Origin of the sequence: Enterococcus sp. DIV1682a (genome assembly GCF_051711005.1) — a bacterium.
GTDB classification, from domain to species: domain Bacteria; phylum Bacillota; class Bacilli; order Lactobacillales; family Enterococcaceae; genus Enterococcus_B; species Enterococcus_B hirae.
On record NZ_JBIOLT010000001.1, the window covers coordinates 2,370,840 to 2,388,654 of the forward strand.

17 protein-coding genes, 1 pseudogene and 1 riboswitch are annotated in these 17,815 nt (G+C 37.0%); of the genes and pseudogenes, 4 read left to right on the forward strand and 14 right to left on the reverse strand.

What is annotated here, in order from left to right:
* Positions 1–333: 333 nt before the first annotated feature.
* Positions 334–1,653, reverse strand: a complete 1,320-nt coding sequence (locus IGJ23_RS10855; RefSeq protein WP_438774949.1) for an APC family permease — start codon at positions 1,651–1,653, stop codon at positions 334–336.
* Between the two features lie 172 nt (positions 1,654–1,825).
* Between IGJ23_RS10855 and IGJ23_RS10860 the strand changes: the two genes are divergently transcribed.
* Positions 1,826–2,413, forward strand: a complete 588-nt coding sequence (locus tag IGJ23_RS10860) for a hypothetical protein (protein ID WP_438774950.1) — start codon at positions 1,826–1,828, stop codon at positions 2,411–2,413.
* A 179-nt stretch (positions 2,414–2,592) separates the two neighbouring features.
* On the opposite strand, the gene ribH is transcribed toward IGJ23_RS10860, so the two are convergent.
* The 4 genes from ribH to ribD are packed head-to-tail and all read right to left on the reverse strand — an operon-like array spanning position 2,593 to position 5,923.
* Positions 2,593–3,054, reverse strand: coding sequence for a 6,7-dimethyl-8-ribityllumazine synthase (gene ribH, locus IGJ23_RS10865; RefSeq protein WP_010720773.1), 462 nt, complete (start codon positions 3,052–3,054; stop codon positions 2,593–2,595).
* An 18-nt stretch (positions 3,055–3,072) separates the two neighbouring features.
* Positions 3,073–4,248, reverse strand: a complete 1,176-nt coding sequence (ribA, locus tag IGJ23_RS10870) for a GTP cyclohydrolase II (protein WP_096708763.1) — start codon at positions 4,246–4,248, stop codon at positions 3,073–3,075.
* Positions 4,245–4,865 carry a riboflavin synthase gene (gene ribE, locus IGJ23_RS10875; protein WP_053766321.1) on the reverse strand — a complete coding sequence of 207 codons (621 nt, stop codon included), beginning with the start codon at positions 4,863–4,865 and terminating at the stop codon, positions 4,245–4,247. The genes ribA and ribE overlap by 4 nt, the downstream gene beginning before the upstream one ends.
* Complete coding sequence (gene ribD, locus IGJ23_RS10880) at positions 4,850–5,923, reverse strand: bifunctional diaminohydroxyphosphoribosylaminopyrimidine deaminase/5-amino-6-(5-phosphoribosylamino)uracil reductase RibD (RefSeq protein ID WP_240273608.1); 1,074 nt, start codon at positions 5,921–5,923, stop codon at positions 4,850–4,852. Before ribD ends, ribE begins: the two co-directional genes overlap by 16 nt.
* 109 nt (positions 5,924–6,032) lie before the next feature.
* Positions 6,033–6,166, reverse strand: a riboswitch (FMN riboswitch).
* Between the two features lie 344 nt (positions 6,167–6,510).
* Here ribD and IGJ23_RS10885 point away from each other — a divergent pair.
* A complete protein-coding gene (locus tag IGJ23_RS10885) occupies positions 6,511–7,137 on the forward strand; it encodes a helix-turn-helix domain-containing protein (RefSeq protein WP_010720777.1) in 627 nt (208 codons plus the stop codon).
* A gap of 72 nt (positions 7,138–7,209) precedes the next feature.
* Here the strand turns inward: IGJ23_RS10885 and IGJ23_RS10890 are convergent, their stop codons facing one another.
* The 4 genes and pseudogenes from IGJ23_RS10890 to metG form a co-directional block, all read right to left on the reverse strand.
* Complete coding sequence (locus IGJ23_RS10890) at positions 7,210–7,401, reverse strand: P-loop NTPase fold protein (protein ID WP_341352418.1); 192 nt, start codon at positions 7,399–7,401, stop codon at positions 7,210–7,212.
* Positions 7,375–7,602: pseudogene (locus IGJ23_RS10895) on the reverse strand (nucleotidyl transferase AbiEii/AbiGii toxin family protein); the annotation flags it as partial. The pseudogene IGJ23_RS10895 and the gene IGJ23_RS10890, both read right to left, overlap by 27 nt.
* Before the next feature lie 12 nt (positions 7,603–7,614).
* Complete coding sequence (locus IGJ23_RS10900) at positions 7,615–8,208, reverse strand: type IV toxin-antitoxin system AbiEi family antitoxin domain-containing protein (protein WP_010737159.1); 594 nt, start codon at positions 8,206–8,208, stop codon at positions 7,615–7,617.
* 572 nt (positions 8,209–8,780) lie between these two features.
* Positions 8,781–10,790: a methionine--tRNA ligase gene (gene metG, locus IGJ23_RS10905; RefSeq protein ID WP_438774951.1), complete on the reverse strand. Its 2,010-nt coding sequence runs from the start codon at positions 10,788–10,790 to the stop codon at positions 8,781–8,783.
* Between the two features lie 431 nt (positions 10,791–11,221).
* On the opposite strand from metG, the gene IGJ23_RS10910 reads away from it, so the two are divergent.
* Both IGJ23_RS10910 and IGJ23_RS10915 read left to right on the forward strand, forming a co-directional pair.
* Positions 11,222–11,500: a hypothetical protein gene (locus IGJ23_RS10910; protein ID WP_081128502.1), complete on the forward strand. Its 279-nt coding sequence runs from the start codon at positions 11,222–11,224 to the stop codon at positions 11,498–11,500.
* A gap of 102 nt (positions 11,501–11,602) precedes the next feature.
* Complete coding sequence (locus tag IGJ23_RS10915) at positions 11,603–12,424, forward strand: NUDIX domain-containing protein (RefSeq protein WP_010737158.1); 822 nt, start codon at positions 11,603–11,605, stop codon at positions 12,422–12,424.
* A 315-nt stretch (positions 12,425–12,739) separates the two neighbouring features.
* On the opposite strand, the gene IGJ23_RS10920 is transcribed toward IGJ23_RS10915, so the two are convergent.
* From IGJ23_RS10920 to opp3b, 5 genes are read right to left on the reverse strand one after another with little or no spacing between them, the layout of a single operon-like run.
* Positions 12,740–13,747 (reverse strand): RNA-guided endonuclease TnpB family protein, encoded by a 1,008-nt coding sequence (locus IGJ23_RS10920; RefSeq protein ID WP_034700625.1) that lies wholly within the window; start codon positions 13,745–13,747, stop codon positions 12,740–12,742.
* A gap of 13 nt (positions 13,748–13,760) precedes the next feature.
* Entirely contained in the window at positions 13,761–14,717 is a 957-nt protein-coding gene (locus IGJ23_RS10925) for an ABC transporter ATP-binding protein (RefSeq protein WP_178285690.1), read from the reverse strand.
* Positions 14,692–15,768, reverse strand: coding sequence for an ABC transporter ATP-binding protein (locus IGJ23_RS10930; RefSeq protein ID WP_010720785.1), 1,077 nt, complete (start codon positions 15,766–15,768; stop codon positions 14,692–14,694). The genes IGJ23_RS10925 and IGJ23_RS10930 overlap by 26 nt, the downstream gene beginning before the upstream one ends.
* Positions 15,769–15,773: 5 nt before the next feature.
* On the reverse strand, positions 15,774–16,817 hold the full coding sequence (locus IGJ23_RS10935) for an ABC transporter permease (RefSeq protein ID WP_010737155.1): 1,044 nt from the start codon (positions 16,815–16,817) through the stop codon (positions 15,774–15,776).
* Positions 16,818–17,759, reverse strand: a complete 942-nt coding sequence (opp3b, locus tag IGJ23_RS10940) for an oligopeptide ABC transporter permease (RefSeq protein WP_010720787.1) — start codon at positions 17,757–17,759, stop codon at positions 16,818–16,820.
* Positions 17,760–17,815: the final 56 nt, after the last annotated feature.

Below are 17,815 nucleotides of genomic sequence, written 5' to 3' on the forward strand. Positions count from 1 at the left end.
TGCAAATTTCTAGTTGTAAATAAAAGAGGTTGAGACAAAAGTGTTCAGCATCAAGAAATAAGAAGGAATTTCCGAAAATTGCTTCTCAAATTTTTGGTAAATTTCGGCTTATTTCCGAAGATGCTACTTTTGTCTCACCGTGAACAAGAGGTCGTGAAAAGAGTGTTTTGACCTGAGCGTTAAGGATGGAAATCTCGAAACAGCTCCCCATGTTTTGAGATTTTTTGACTTATCGCCGAAGGTCAGCTCTTTGAACACCGTTTATCCGTTTTTAGAGAGACTAGAAGAGACTGAGACAACTTTTGTCCCAGTCCCTTTTACATGACTATTAAATTAACGCTCGTCTTGTTTTTTCTTGTAATAATACACTGGGATACCTAGTAATGTGACAACGATCCCGATCATTGCCAAAGTTGTTTGAGTAAATAAAGTCATCCCTAAAATAAAGACAGCGCCAAAGATTGCAATCAATGGAATCACGGGATAAAAAGGTACTTTGTATGGTCTTGGTAAGTCTGGTTGTTTTTTTCTTAAAACAAATACACCGATAAATATCAATAAGCTAAACAGCCACATAACAAAAATTAGCATATCAGTTAAAAAGTCGAATGAACCTAAACTCATCATAATGCACGCAATCACTAATTGAAAAAGTGCTGGAACATATGGCACTGTGAATTTTTTTGATAATTTCGTTAACTGTTTACTAAAAGGTAACTCACCTTCCAAAGCCATCGCATAAGGAATACGGATTCCGGTCAACGTGTACCCATTCAGTGCCCCATAAACAGAAATCAAGATACCGATCGTCACGATCTTTCCACCGATATTTCCAAAAATAACCGCTGATGCATCAGATGCTGCATTAAGGTTACCTGCAATCTGATCAATTGGCAGAGTTTTTAAGAAAACAAAGTTGATCAATAAGTAAACCACTGTTACAAAACTTAACCCTAAAATAATTGCTTTAGGTAAATCTTTTTCGGGACGTTTCATTTCCCCCGCCATTGCACCGACACCAAGCCAGCCATCATAAGCGAATAAAGTTGCTAGTAAAGCACTACTTAAGCCTTCTGCAAAAGACACATCTTTCCCTGCTTCGAATGGGAATAGTTGGATCGTTCCACTACCTGGTGTCAACAGTCCCCAAATAACGATGACAGCTAATGGAATCAATTTGATAATCAGTGTCGCAGACTGGACAGTCGTACCCACTTTTGTTCCTAGTAAATTCAAACCAGTAACAGAAATAGCAGTAATAATCGCAATTAATAGAAGATAATCCGTAGATATTTGTAATAAGTTCGTCATTTGTGTCGCAAAAATAATCGAAAGCGCCGCAATATTCGCTGGAAAATAAATCAAGCTTTGGGACCAACCCAGTAAAAAGCTCGGTAATTTTCCATAAGCGGCTTCAATATATTTGACTGCACCACCCGTTTCTGGGATCGCAGTTGCCAACTCAGCTACCGTTAGACCAGCACAGATCGTTAAAAATCCTCCTAATAGCCATGCCAATAAGGTCAAACTAGTCGATTGTGTACTTGCCGTAACAGCCGCTGTTTTAAAGAAAACTCCTGCCCCAATTACAGTTCCCATAACAGTTGCTAATGCGCCAAATAAGTTGATCTCTCGTTTTAACTTGCCTTTCATTCACATTCCCCTTTTCCCCGCAGTTTTTAATATAATTTTCAGTATAACGGAGAATATTTTGTTTTACCATCATTTTTTTCAGTAAATTTATTGAAAGATACCACCTTAGACCTATGAATCCTCCATTCACCTCAATTATAATTAATGTAGGTTAGATAAAGGAGGACCAATTATGGAATTTAATCGTTCTTACCCAAAACTGGCATCTTTCCTAAAGGATCATTTTGCCATTTCCAGAAAATCACCACAACAATCACTTTGGCATTGGTTCACGCTGATTTTGTTCGGGACATTCATTCTTGCTACTTTCACTCAACAGTTGCTTTTGTTGTTTAGCTTGATTCTGCTAGTTGCACTGATCAAAGGTCCCGGAATGATTCTATGGGGAGCCATTTATGCTTTTTTTATCAGCCTTTTCCCTCCTCTAGGTATCATTTTATCTGCGCTTTTCTTTCTATTGAATCTCAGTACTTTCACCAAAAATTGGCGAGTCACTTTAGTTGCTGGTTTCTTTTATTTTTACCCTGCAACGATCATGTCGTTAAGGACGCTCTCACAGCTCGATAATCCTTGGTTCCTTTATAGCAGTTTATTCGCTGGGTTAGTGCTACTCCATTTGATGTTGCAAAAACTTTACCAACGCTATGGGATTGGCCGAACGATTTTTTGGTACATTGTATCGATACCTTTTACTCTTTTAAGTTTCTTGTTACCAACTCGTTTAAAAGAGCGATTCAAAAAAATACCCTCAAAAAAATAGTGTCAATTTGTATAGCGACCACCTAAAGTTAGATTTTTTGCTCTAACTTTAGGTGGTCGCTTTAATGTATCTATTTCAAGCAAAACATACTAAGATTAATATTTACGTTTGTTACATTTAGTAAACTGAAGAATGCTATTTACACAGTAAACTCATCATACTCTAAAAAATAGGAATTCTTAAATTTGTTGTGAAAGAGAAATCATCTCAATTAACCCTTGCGCAGCTTCACTGCCTTTATTCCCTGCTTTCGTCCCTGCTCGTTCAATTGCTTGTTCAATGGATTCCGTGGTTAATACCCCGAACATCACTGGAATATTGGACTCCAGGTTAATATGTGCGACTCCTTTGGCTACCTCATTGGAAACCAATTCATAATGAGTAGTTGCACCTCTGATAACTGTCCCCAACGTAATCAACCCATCGTAACTGTCCTTTTTGCTGAGCTTTTTGGTAATAAAAGGAATTTCAAAAGCTCCTGGTACCCAATAAATATCAATTTGTTCTTCTTTCACACCGTGCCTTTTTAAATTATCCAATGCTCCTTGTAATAATTTTTGATTGATAAATTCATTAAAACGCGCGACTACAATTCCGATTCGAAGATCCTTTGGAGAATAATTTCCTTCAAAAATTGTCATTTTCTTGCTCCTTTATTTTTATACTGATAAGTAATGGTGAAACTTATCTTTTTTTGTTTTTAAATAGGCTTGGTTTTCCTTTTTTGGAACAGTTTCAATTGGTACCCTATCGACAATCGTAATTCCATCTTGTTGTAACTCTATTACTTTATCGGGATTGTTTGTAAGTAAACGAATGGACGTTACACCAATTGATTTTAAAATTTCTGCTGCAAAGTGATAATCCCGTTCATCCGGAGCAAAGCCCAATTCAGTATTTGCTTCATAAGTATCCAATCCTTTTTCCTGCAATTGATACGCTTTTAACTTATTCCTCAATCCGATTCCGCGACCTTCTTGACGAAGATAAAGAATAGCTCCAGTCCCCTCTTCCTCGATCATTCTCATCGCTTCATGTAACTGTTCCCCACAATCGCAACGCTGAGACCCGAAGACATCACCAGTTAGACATTCCGAATGAACTCGGACTAATGTAGGAAACTGACTATTTTGAATATCTCCCTTTGTTAACAATAGATGCTCCCGTTTTTCTCCGTCTTCATAAATAGTCAATTTGAAATCACCATAATCTGTTGGTAAATTTACGGTTATATGACTATTTTCTTCTAAATAATTTACCAACTCATCAATCGTAATTAAGGGTAATTGCCATTCTTCAGATAAACGGGTCAGATCTTTCATTCTTGCCATCGTTCCATCTTCTTTCAGAATCTCACAAATATAAGCAGCCTCTACACTATTAGCTAATTTGGCTAAATCAATTGCAGCTTCGGTGTGTCCTCGACGTATAAGCGTTCCGCCATCTACACTAATCAAAGGAAAAATATGTCCTGGTCTAAGAAAATCACTTGATTTCGAATGAGGATCAGCCAATGCTTTAATGGAAGTAGCTCGATCAAATACTGAAATACCAGTCTTCGTATGTTTATGATCCACACTAATCGTAAAAGCTGTACCAAACGCATCAGTATTATGAGTTGTCATTTCTCCTAAAGATAAGCGTTGAGCAATGTCATTAGAAATCGGCACACAGATTAATCCTCGACCAAATTTTGTCATAAAATTAACTGCCTCAGGAGTCACATATTCGGCTAATCCAACCAGATCTCCTTCTGATTCTCTATCTTCATCATCAGCTACAATGATTAATCCGCCCTTTTTCAAGGTCTTTATTGCTTCAGTAATATTCCTCATAATAAGTCCTTCTCCTTGTACATCTCAAATTTATTTCTCTGTGCCTTTACATATTTCCCAACGATATCCGTTTCTATATTCACAAGATGTCCTACACCTAAATTCCCCAGATTTGTTAAGGATTTAGAATGTGGAATCAGGCTAACAGAAAAGCTTGCTGTTGTTGTTTCCGTAACCGTTAAACTTACTCCATTAATTGCAATTGATCCTTGCGGAATGATTTCACCTGCATATTTGGTTGGATAAGCAAACGTCAAAATTAATGCGTTTTGATTCTCTATTTTCTTAATCAATCTTGTAACAGTATCAATATGTCCCGAAACAAAATGTCCTTCAAAGCGTTGCGTCATCAAAACTGCTCGTTCTAGATTTACCCTCTCTCCAACTTTTACGGTGGAGAAAGTAGTCCGTTTAAAAGTTTCAGGCATTATTTCAGCTTTAAAAAATGTGCTTGAAACCTCAATAGCAGTTAAGCACACGCCATTGACTGCCATGCTATCTCCAATTTTGTAATCACTTAGTATACTGTTTGAAGCTTGGAAAGTGAGTTGGATCATTTGTTGGTTTCGTCTAATTTCTTTGACTTTTCCTTGCTCGGCGATTAATCCTGTGAACATTGCTTTCGTTTCCCCCTAACTCGAATGTCTTTTCCAAGCTGTTCAACTTCCAAAAATACTAATTGTTGTTCTTTAGAAACTAAACGTTCACTATGAAAGGACATCGGACTTTTTCCACCAAAAAGTTTGGGCGCAATATAACTGATGACTTCATCCCAGAGATTTTCTGCTAAAAAAGCATCATGAATTTTCGCTCCACCTTCTATATACAGCGACTGAACACCTCTTTTTCTCATGGTCTCAATAAAGAAGGTAAAAGAAAACTTAGGCGTATAAAAAATAGTTACATGGGGAAACAGTTCCTTTAGCTTAGGGTTTTCCGTAAATATCCAGACTGGATTTGTAGTCGTTTGAAAAAGATTGAGTTTAGGATTTTTAAGAATCCGCCCTCTACGATCCAAAACAATGCGCACTGGTGGAAAGTTAGTTACGATATCAGGCAACAAAATAGGGTTATCAACTAGAACGGTTTCGCTTCCCACTACGATTCCTTGATGTTCTCCTCGCTCTTTCCGTACTCTTGAGATTGCCTCTGTACCTGTTATTGAGTACCGCGAACCTTCCTTTAAAGAAATCTTTCCATCTAGTGTAATAGCTTGTTTTAATGTGATATAGGGACGATCCCTTTCAAAAAAATGGTTATAAAAAGGGTTCAGTGCTCTACATTTCTCTTCTTCCACACCTACAATTACTTTGATCCCATGATTTTGTAAAAATTCTTTCCCTTTTCCTGCTACTAAAGGATTTGGGTCAAGTTGACCTATGACTACCGTTGAGATACCAGACTGAATAATAGCTTGCGTACAAGGCGGCTGTTTCCCTTGGTGGTTACAAGGTTCTAAGGTAACATATAGAGTTGAATTAAACAGTTCTTCGGGGGAATCACAATTTTGAATAGCATTTACTTCAGCGTGGGACTCGCCATATTGTAAATGGGCACCTAGTGAGAGTAGCTTTCCTTCTTTTACAATCGCTGCTCCAACTAATGGATTGGTAAAGGTATTTCCCTTTCCTTTTTTTGCCTCTTCAATCGCAGCCATCATGAAAGACTGGTGCATATCAATTCCCCCTTTCAACAAAAAAAGCCCTGCGAAATTAATCACAGGGCATAACTAAATAAACCTAAAGATAATCGATTTTAATACAAATAAAACCGATCTTCAGTCGATTTTTCTTCTCCCATCCAGACTTTAACTGTCGGTGCCAGATTCTCACTGGCTCAACCACAAAAATGTGGGTCACGGACTTCGAGTAAACTCGTCACCGTCGGTCGGGAATTACACCCTGCCCCGAAGAAATATTCAATTCGTTTAGAGTATATTCTTAAAACTTAATTGTGTCAACCTAAAAAATAGAGAGAAAATGGCGTATGGACGTCCTCGTTTATTTAATGCTAATCATATGATTAGAACAAGTATTACATATTTATAAAATAGTCTCCTAAAAATTGATTCATTTTACATAAATATCAGCTTTGTTATTTTCCGTCTTTTAAAATCGTTTACAAAAACTTGGTTATCTCGATTGTATGAAGTCACAATCTGTGACATCATGATAATGGTCATATTCCACAATTTCTGACTAATTGTACCTCTTTTTATGTTTAAATATAATTAAAAAGGAAAAAGAAATATAGGAGGTTTTTATGGAATTTGGAAAACTGTTAAAACAAGAAAGGAAGAAAATGAATTTGACCCAAGCGGATTTGGCTGAACAATTAAATGTAAGTCGTTCAGCGATTTCAAATTGGGAAATTGGTAGAAATTATCCCGATATTCAAACAATTATTGATATATCTAATGTTTTAGGTGTATCTCTTGATTATCTTTTGAATGAAGATCAAAAAATAATGGAAGCCGTGGATAATGATTTAACAAAGAAAAAAAAGATAAAAAAGATCTCTGTTATTTTGGCTGGATTACTATTAGTGGCTATTGGGACTATCATTTTTCTTTTATATCCAAAAAAACCTACGATAATTTTTGTTAAGGATGTTCTTCCAAAAAATTCTGAAATTTCCACCTTAAAGAAACATGAAATAAAGGAAGTTTTTCTTGAAGACCATCAATTAAAAATTATTTTACATATCACAGGAAATGAAGCTGGGTATTATGTAGAAAGTGGTGCTGACGAAATGACAGTTAGCCTCTATAAAACAAAAAATAAATCTTTGAAATCAAATAAACTTATCCCATACGATGGAGTGTTTACTATCGATTTAATCGAATACCCTCGCTTAAAAAATATTTATATCGCTTATTCTCCTAATTAATTTATTATTAATTTCGTCAGTTTAAAATCAAGTTAATAAGTCCTAATTTTGATAAATACTGTCAATAGTCATTCAAAAATGTCGGTGTGTCCAAAACGACATTCTTGAATGACTATCGACAATCTCATCTTTCAACTCCCACAATTTTAAAAATATAAAATTTTTTTCTTCTGCTTGATTGCTTACCATATTTAAACATTCAGTTTTTCCAGATCCCCAAGTTCCATTTAAAAAAAATTTGCTATTTCTAAATGTCGTGTCGATATCAATTGTTGTCCTTCTATCGATTCCATATTTTGATCCTAATAAAAAGCCACCTTTCAAAATGAAGTCATTTTTGTACTTTGATTCAGAAATTTGTTCAATTAAACGATCCATCATAAAATGCCGTTGTACTAACTGTGCATTTAGCCCTGTACTCTTTGCTAAATTTCTGGTTTTTGATGCAAATTGTGTCGGTGTCATCTTTTCCCTCCATTAATATAAGCTTTGCATGTGGTATTTCATTTCTTTTTCTACATGTAGTTTTGTCATATAATCTCTTAATTTGCTCGGATCTCTCAATGGATCTTCCATGTACTCTTTTAATGCTGCTAATTTCATTTCGTATTCAATTTCATATCTCGGATTCCAAATATCACAAAGTGTACGCTCTTTATCATACATAGTAATAGGATTCCCTTGGAAGGAAGTTCCCTCTACTTTTCCTAGCTCATAAACTTCTTTCTTCACGAAATGAAATTGTAACTGCTGCTCTTTTGTAATTGAACGATCAACATTGTATCCATGGGGAAAAGTTAAATGAATGAATTTCGGCATATTCGTAGAAAGCTGGTAAATATCTAAAGTCGTTTCATGAGAAAAGATTCCCCTGGAAAATCGTTGCTGAAGCCAAAATAAATCATCTATTCCATGACCATCCTCTACATAATAACCACGATCAACTTTGATCAATTTTCCTTTATTCACCAATCTTTGTACAGTAGTTGCTGCGATTCCAAATTTTCTGGCTTCCTTCATAGATAAATTTCCATCGCGAATAGCCAACAATTCTTTCAATTTATCTTGCATTTACTTACCTCTTCTTTCGTTACAAATACACTACTTAAATTATATCATGGTAGTTTAATTGTAACAAGATGAACTTTGATGTCGATGAAATTCGCCAACATCTTTTTTATGATGTAAAAGGGTAAAAAAGACACCTGGAATCCTTTAGAATTAATTTGACGAATCAATTCATAGGAGGACTCAAAATGGCTTATACTCAGCTTATCGAAGGACTTTAAATATTCTAAACCTAATTATCTATTTTGAGGAAAATAATTTAACCCAAAAAAATATAATGGCAAATTTAATTGATTGGCAAAGATACTCTTCAATACACGCCCGAAGAATATCCACATTGTCATTTGTCGTCCCCTCTAGGATCTTTTGTTAGAAGTCCAGTTATTGCGACGTTTTATGATTCGTCGTGTTAAAACCAACCAAATAAAAAAGACAGAAAGAAGTATTTCTTCTTTCTGTCCAAATTATTCTAAGATTATTCTTTACCAACATCATTTGACTACACTACTTTTTATGATGATTGGCTCACCATTCACGCTTACTGATTATTGACCTAAATCATATGGATGTTCATCTTACCCAATTTCTGAACCATTTGGCATTGATTTTGGCGCTTCGACTACTTGTAACGTGCCATCGGGTGCTTCTGCAGAAAGAATCATCCCTTGACTGATTTGTCCACGCATCTTACGTGGTTTCAAATTCGCTACGATCACTAGTTTTTTGCCGATCAATTCACTGGGATCAGGATAAAATTCAGCGATACCTGACAAAATTTGACGGTCTTGGTTATCTCCCGCATCTAAACGGAATTGCAATAGCTTATCTGCTCCTTCAACTTTTTGACAGTTGATGACTTCAGCTACTTTTAATTCCACTTTTTCAAATACATCAAATTTGATTTGTTTGTCTTTAGCTGAAACAAGCTCAGTTTCTTCGGGGTCCCATTTCACTGATTCTTCATTCGTTTGTGTTCCTTCAGACATTTTCGCTTGGATATAGCTGATTTCTTCTTCCATGTCCAACCGTGGGAAAATTGGTGTACCTTTAGCAACCACTTTTGTTCCAGAAGGAAATTCGCCAAAGTGCAAGCCTTGAAGATTCATCGTTTCTGGGTCTAGTCCTAATTGATTAAAAATTTTAATTGGCGTTTCTGTCATGATCGGTTGCAATAAGATCGCAGTGATCCGTAATGATTCTGCTAGATGGATCATTACACTCGCTAATTCTTTTTTCTTGTCCTCGTCTTTGACTAAAACCCATGGCTCTGTTTCATCGATATATTTATTTGCACGAGAAATCAAGACCCAAATTTCAGCTAATGCCGTATTGAACTCCATTTTTTCCATCGCATCATGATATCGTCCGACGACATTTGCAGCTGTTGTTGATAATTCACTATCAAAAGGAGTCACTAAAGAAGCATAGTCAGGAACGATCCCATCACAATATTTATTGATCATTGCAACGGTACGATTCAATAGGTTTCCAAGATCGTTCGCCAAGTCATAGTTGACCCGAGAAACAAAATCTTCTGGTGTAAATACGCCATCTGAACCAAATGGAACAGCACGAAGTAAATAGTAACGTAACGCATCGAGACCATAACGTTCAACTAGCATCTCTGGATAAACCACGTTTCCTTTTGACTTAGACATTTTTCCGTCTTTCATCAACAACCAACCGTGACCAAAGACTTTTTTCGGTAACGGTAAATCTAATGCCATCAACATGATTGGCCAATAGATCGTATGGAAACGGACAATTTCTTTTCCAACCATATGGACATCTGCCGGCCAATATTTTTGGAATAAGCTATCATCATCAGAGCCGTAACCTAATGCAGTAATATAGTTGGATAACGCATCGATCCAAACATAAACGACATGTTTAGGGTCGTCTTTCACAGGGATCCCCCAACTAAATGTTGTTCTGGAAACAGCAAGATCTTCTAACCCTGGTTTGATAAAGTTATTGATCATTTCTTTCTTACGAGATTCTGGTTGGATAAATTCAGGATGCTCTTGGTAATACTCTAAAAGACGATCAGCATATTTGCTCATACGGAAGAAATAAGATTCTTCTTTGACTAATTCGACTTCATGCCCACTTGGAGCTTTCCCACCGATTACATTTCCTTCTTCGTCTTTATAAACTTCTGCTAATTGTGTTTCAGTGAAAAATTCTTCATCCGAAACAGAATACCAGCCTTCATATTCGCCAAGATAAATATCGCCTTGTTCAACTAGACGATCAAAGATTTTTTGAACAGCCGCTTTATGATAATCATCCGTTGTTCGAATGAATTTGTCATAACTGATATCCAGCGTTTTCCAAAGTTTTTTCACATCCGCAGCCATCTTATCGACATAGGCTTGTGGTTCAACACCTAATTCTGCTGCTTTTTTTTCTATTTTTTGACCGTGTTCATCCACCCCAGTTAGATAAAACACATCAAAGCCCATCAATCGCTTATAACGTGCAACTGCATCACAGGCAATCGTTGTATACGAATTACCAATATGCAGTTTGCCACTTGGATAATAGATTGGCGTCGTAATATAAAAAGTTTCCTTTTCTGCCATGGGGCTCTTCCTCCTTTATCGCATGATGCGAATTCATTTCCTTGCTAGTATACCATAAATCAAAAAGACTGCGACGATTTTTTCGCTACCCTCTAACAAATGCCTTTCCTCTTTATTATTTTCCTAGTAAAACATGTTATAATAATTAATAGTGTGTGAGAAGAAACCTAGGAATCAGTAAGTTTCGTTTTTAGTAAGCAGCATGTTTACATGTAGGTTATCTCTCACAATGTCACGGAATCTTGTAGCAGTTCCGTTGTTTTATTTTGACGAAACATAGCTTCGACTTAATAGCTGCTTATAGGAAGAATACATCGTTCTCCCTTCTAAATAAACCTTTTTATAACAACCCAAAAGCAAGTGGATCTGAAATAGGTTGTTTATGTTTACGACTAATAGACAGTTCATTGTCCAAGAAAGGCTGAAATTTTATGCAAAAAAAACATCTTTATTTTACAATCAGTATTGCACTGCTTTCAGTGTTACACTGGCTGTTCAGCTATTTTTATATACGATTATATGGTTATTTTAACCTCCAAGGAAGCTTGAATCAGTTTCTTTTATTTACCCAAGTTTTTCGTTTTGTTCTCAATTTTTATATCATTTTTTGTGGGTATGTAACGCTTCGTGAAGAAAATAGAAAACTGTTACTAATCTATTTACTTTTCTTCTTCTTCAATTTACTCCTACCGTTTTTATTCCCTATCTAAGTATAGAAGTCTTTCTCCAAGGAAAACTTTGGTTTTTTTTTGGAGTCTGCTAAAATAAGATAAAAGTATATTTAAACAAGAACGTCATCAGGAGGTTAAAAGATGAAACAATTTGCTTCTAAAGAAGAGGAAAAGTTATATTATGAACATGAAGCAAGTGAAGCTGATTTTCTTGACTGGTATCAAAAGCAAGAACGCCCAGAATATGACAAACCTTCTTTGACTGTTGATATCGTGTTGATGTGTTACAACAAGGAAGAAGACCAGTTAAAAATTTTACTGATCCAAAGAAAAGGGCATCCCTACCGAAATTCATGGGCTTTACCAGGTGGTTTTGTCCAAAAGAATGAATCCACTGGTGAAAGTGTCTTACGTGAAACCAAAGAGGAAACGGGTGTCGTGATTTCTCAGGAAAATATTGAGCAGCTACACACCTTCAGCACACCGAACCGAGACCCTCGAGGCTGGGTCGTGACTGTCAGTTACTTGGCTTTTATTGGTGAAGAACCGTTGATTGCTGGTGACGATGCAGAAGAAGTCCGATGGTTTACCTTGACACGCCAAGGAAACAAAATCCATCTAACAAGTGATGAAGTTGCTATTTCTTTAGATTTACTGACAAGTGAATCTTCTGGCAAAGATACTTTAGCATTTGACCATAGTGAGATCATTACGAAAGCATTTAATCGAGTGACAAATAAAATGGAACATGAACCACAAGTCTTACAAGTATTAGGTAAAGATTTTACGATTACAGAAGCCCGAAAAGTATTTGCAAAATTTTTAGGGATCGATTTTAAAATGATTGATCATTCAAATTTCAAAAAAGCGATGCTGCAATACTTTGATGAAATTGGTGAACGACCAGTAGGAATCGGGCGTCCATCCAAGATTTATCAGTTGAAGCCTGGAAACTATGAATAAGTTGAAGATTTCAGAAAGCTGAAATACCAAAGATTTTTATTGGATTTTTCTGTAATCAGCAAATACCTGATCAGTCACCCATTAATGACCATCTGATGGATAAATACTTCTCATAAATAAATAAGCCGAAGAATTACACAAAAGCAATGCTTTTGGTATTCTTCGGCTTATTTTAGAGGTTAGCCAGAAAGGTCATTACCTCCTTGTTTGGTTTATCATAATTAGTGAGCTTTTCTTGAGAAGAAAATTCCTAGAAACAAAAACAGCAAGTGTTTTTTATCAACAAGGCGATCCCTAGCGCTCCTACCAGTTCATTTATTCAAAAATCACTTGTTTCCCGATTTTTTCTAGTTCTAGACTTTTTTTAATCACTAAAGGATCGGTTTGTTCATTCATATTGATCAAAATCAACGTTTTATTATACCAGTTTGCTTTATACCTCAGCTTAGTCACTAATTTATACCAATCTTGAAGTGAGAAGTCTGACAAGAAAGTTTCATTAGGGACAGCTTCTACAAACAAATAGTCATAATAACGAATCAATTTGCCAGATAACTGTTCCAAATAATTTTCTTTTTGAAATTTTTGTTTTAAATAAAGATCCATTACTTTACGCTTTTGTTTTTGATAGTTCTTCGATCGTTCCAAACGAGCTTTTCGTTTCTGAGCTGCCCGTCCCTTAATCCCTAATTTTCTCTTAGCCAGCTGCATTTCTTTTTCAGTTTTTTTCAACAATGGTAATGGTACATCAACTGGAGAGGATGTCTCGATTAGTTTTTGCGGATCATAAGCCACACCGATCCAACGACGAGACTCTGTTATTTCTTTCGCTGAAACCTCACAGAGTAAAGAAACATAAAAAGCTTCATTATAACGTGAGGAGATCGTCGCTGAACGAATCTCTCCTTCGATTGGTCGATGGAGGTTTACCTGAATGAGTTCTTTCTGTTTTGGCAGTTTTAGATACTTATCTTTCAAATAAATTGTGCCTTTTTGATTATTTGTTGTATAAGACTGCCACATACTTTTTTTATTTTTCAATTTTGGAAAACTGGCACGTTTTTTAAAATAATTACGAAACGCACGATCTAGATTTAGTTGTGCATTCGCAAGCGCTAAGCTGTCTGCTTTTTTTAAAAAATCATATTGCTTTTTTAAAGAAGCAGGAGTCAGTGTATAATCGATGACACCTGTTTTAGCGTAGCTTTCCTGACGGGCTTTTAGTAAGTGGTTATACGTAAAACGAACACAGCCAAAATTTTGAACAAACCATTGCTTTTGTGAAGCCGTGGGATAAATTCGGAATTTAAAGGCTTTTAGCATCAGCACTTACCTCCTAAGACGTCACAAGTAAGCTCGCTTCTTTTTGTCGTTTCAATTTTTTTGCGTAATAAACCACTTCTTGCTCTGTCGCATAGACAAAATGCTCTGGGGCAATTTCTCTTAATGTCCGTTTTTGCCCATCTTCTGGTTCTGGTTGATACTTGATTCTTTTCCGCTGTCTTTCATGATCGGGATCTGGTAGTGGAATTGCAGATAATAAACTTTCCGTATAAGGATGAACCCCATGATGGTAAATCTCATCACTAGTTCCCATTTCCAATAAACGACCGTTGTGCATGACACCGATCCGATCACTGATATGTTTGACCATGGATAAATCATGAGCAATGAATAAGTACGTTAGTTGTTGTTGTTTTTGCAGATCCTGTAATAAATTGACCACTTGCGCTTGAATCGATACGTCTAAAGCCGAAATCGGCTCATCACAAATAATAAAACGAGGATTAACTGCTAAGGCACGTGCAATCCCGATCCGTTGTCGTTGTCCTCCTGAAAATTCATGAGGGTAACGTGTACCATGGCTTGGATTCAATCCTACCGTTCGAAGAAGCTCATCCACTTTTTCTGAACGTTCTTCTGGAGACTTGACCAATCCATTGACATCGATCCCTTCTGCAATGATGTCACGAACTTTCATTCGAGGATTCAATGATGCATAAGGGTCTTGGAAGATCATCTGAACCTCACGGCGAAACTTAGCCATTTCTTGTTTTCCTTTTAGCTTGGTGACATCTTTTCCGTCAAAGAAAATCTCGCCATCGGTCGGTTCATTTAAGCGAATGACTGTCCGCCCAGTGGTTGATTTACCACTACCGGATTCACCAACTAAGCCAAAGGTTTCCCCTTCATAAATATGAAAGCTAATATCATTGACTGCGTGAACTTCATTTTTCTTCCCAATATTGAAATATTGTTTTAGACCATTAACCTCTAGCAGTTTTTTTGGCATTCGTCATCCCTCCATTCGCTTTTTGCTTTTCTTCAAAAATCGCCCAACGACGTTTGATTTCTTCAGGTGGCTCTACTTTTGGTGCTTGAGGTGCTAAAAGCCAAGTTGCTGCTTGATGTGTTTTTGATAATTCAAAAAATGGTGGTTCTTCTTCTGCATCAATCTGCAAGGCATATTCATTCCGTGGATAAAAGGCATCGCCTTTAGGTGGGTTCAATAAATCAGGTGGTGAACCCGGGATCGCATAAAGTCGTTCATTCGCACTATCTAAGGTCGGCATCGAACCTAACAAGCCCCAAGTGTAAGGATGTTGCGGATGATAAAAAATTTCTTCCGAGGTTCCGACTTCAATGATCTTTCCGCCATACATCACCGCTACCCGATCCGCTACATTTGCTACTACACCTAAGTCATGTGTGATGAAGATAATCGAGGTATCGATTTTCGTTTGGATTTCTTTTAGCAGTTCTAAAATCTGGGCTTGAATCGTAACATCTAATGCAGTTGTTGGTTCATCAGCGATCAAGATCTCCGGGTAACAGATCAACGCAATCGCAATGACGATCCGTTGCCGTTGTCCTCCTGAAAATTGGTGAGGATAACTGTTGATCCGTTTTTCAGCCTCAGGAATCCCGACTAAGTTTAGTAATTCCAATGCTGCTTTTTGTCCTTCTTTTTTCGAAACTTTATTGTGTTTTCGCAAGGATTCAGCCACTTGTTTCCCAATCGTCATCGTAGGATCGAGAGAAGTCATTGGATCTTGGAAAATCATTGCGATTTCTTTTCCACGAATTTTTTGCATGGCTTTTTCTGATTGATCAACAATATTTTTCCCTTTGAATAAAATCTCGCCCGAATCGATCGTAGCATTACTTGATAACAATCTCATGATACTTCTGGTAGTGACTGATTTCCCACTACCAGATTCTCCAACAATTGCTAGAGTCTCACCTTTGTTTAAATGAAAATTGACACCACGGATCGCTCGGACTTTCCCAGCGTACGTATCAAATGAGATTTGCAAATTTTTAACTTCAAGAACTTTTGTCATATTCCTCACTCTTTCATTTTAGGGTCAAAGGCATCACGTAATCCGTCAGCTAGTAAATTGAAGCCGATCATGATAACAGACAACGTTGCCGCAGGGATCCATAATAGATATGGCAGGTACAAGAAAGTTTTATAGCCATCACTCAGCATTGTTCCCAATGAAGCAGATGGTGGCGTCAGCCCCAAACCAATGAAACTTAAAAAGGCTTCAAAGAAAATTGCCGATGGAATACTAAACATCATTTGAATAATGATTACACTGGAAATGTTCGGTAAAATGTGTTTGAAGGCAATTTTCAATTTCGATTCACCTAATGTCATACCAGCTAACACATATTCTTGATCTTTCAGTTTCAGGGTTTGCGCTCGAACGATACGAGCCATCGGAATCCAGTTCGTGATCGCCATTGCTGCCACGATGGAAAAAATACCTGGTTCAAAAACAACCAACATTAAAATCATGACTACCAGATTAGGAATCCCAGATAAGATCTCTAAGAAACGTTGCATTCCGTTGTCGATTCGTCCGCCTAGCAGACCAGAAATCAGCCCATAAGCAACACCGATCGTCACATCTAATAATGCAGCAATAAAAGCGATCAGTAAGGAAATTCGTGTTCCCATGAATAGCCGACTTAATACGTCACGTCCTAGACCATCCGTTCCTAAAAAGAAATTCACATTTGCTGGAACATTTGCTTGGGCATATTTATCGACTAACTCACCACCAACCATCGCTTTTCCATTCAATCCATCGATATTTAACCCTGGAATACGTGGGGGTAGATTGATGTAATCAATATTTTGTGCCGTTGGGTTGTGTGGCGAAACAAAGATCGTAACGATCGAGATCAAAATGATCACTGATAGTAAAATCATCGAAACGACTGCGGCTTTGTTTTTCTTTAAACGTCGCCAAGAATCTTGAATGAAATTTAGCGATGGAGCTGCAATTTGTTCTCGTTCTTCTTCAGTGTTTTTTTGTAGCGGAAGAAATTTATCTGCAGGAATATCTGCTATTGTTTCATAACGTTTTGGTATCAGTTCCATCTAGCTTCGACTCCCTTCTGAAACACGGATTCTTGGATCAACTAAACCATACAGCAGGTCAACGACTAAAATCACAAAGATCAACATAAATGAGTAAAGGATCGTTACTGCCATGATCGTTGGATAATCATTCGTCGTGATCGATTTAACGAATTGCTCACCAATACCAGGGATGGCAAAAATATTTTCGACTACTAACGAACCAGTCATCAAAGCAACTGCTAACGGTCCTAACAATGTCATTAATGGGATCAAACTATTACGAAGACCATGTTTAAAGGCGATCTCCCAACGGCTTAATCCTTTGGCTCTCGCTAATTCCACGTAATCGCTGTGTAATACTTCGACCATTTCTGTTCGGATAAAACGAGCTGAATCGGCTAAAGGTGACATAGCCAATGCAATGGTTGGAAGGATTGTATAAATGAAGCCGTCCCATTTAGCAATCGGCAGTACATGCAAGCGGATCGCAAAAATATATTGTAATAAGACTGCAAAAACAAAGTTAGGAATCGAGCGACCCAAAATAGCAACCAACGTGGAAGAAGTATCTGCCCAAGTGTTTTGCTTCATTGCTGAAATCGTTCCTAAGATCGTACCGATCACTGTTCCAAAAATAATCGCTTGTAGTCCTAGTTGTAATGAAGGTCCTACTCTACCAGCTAATAAATGAGCAACAGGCTGATTTTTAAATTGGAAAGAGATACCGAAATCTCCTTGAAGTAAATTTGACAAGTAAATACCATATTGGACGATCACAGGTTTATCCAGTCCAACTTGTTGATTCAACATAGCGATCGTTTCAGGACTCAAGCGCTCTTGGTTGGTATAAGGTGTTCCTGGTAATAATTGCATTAAGAAGAACGTGATTGTGGCAATCAACCAAAGCGTAATGGCCATAAAGAAGACACGTTTCAATACATATTTTAGATAACTATTCACTAATGTTTCCCCCTAGCTTTTGACTTCTGACAAATGTTTCGCTACATTATTAATGA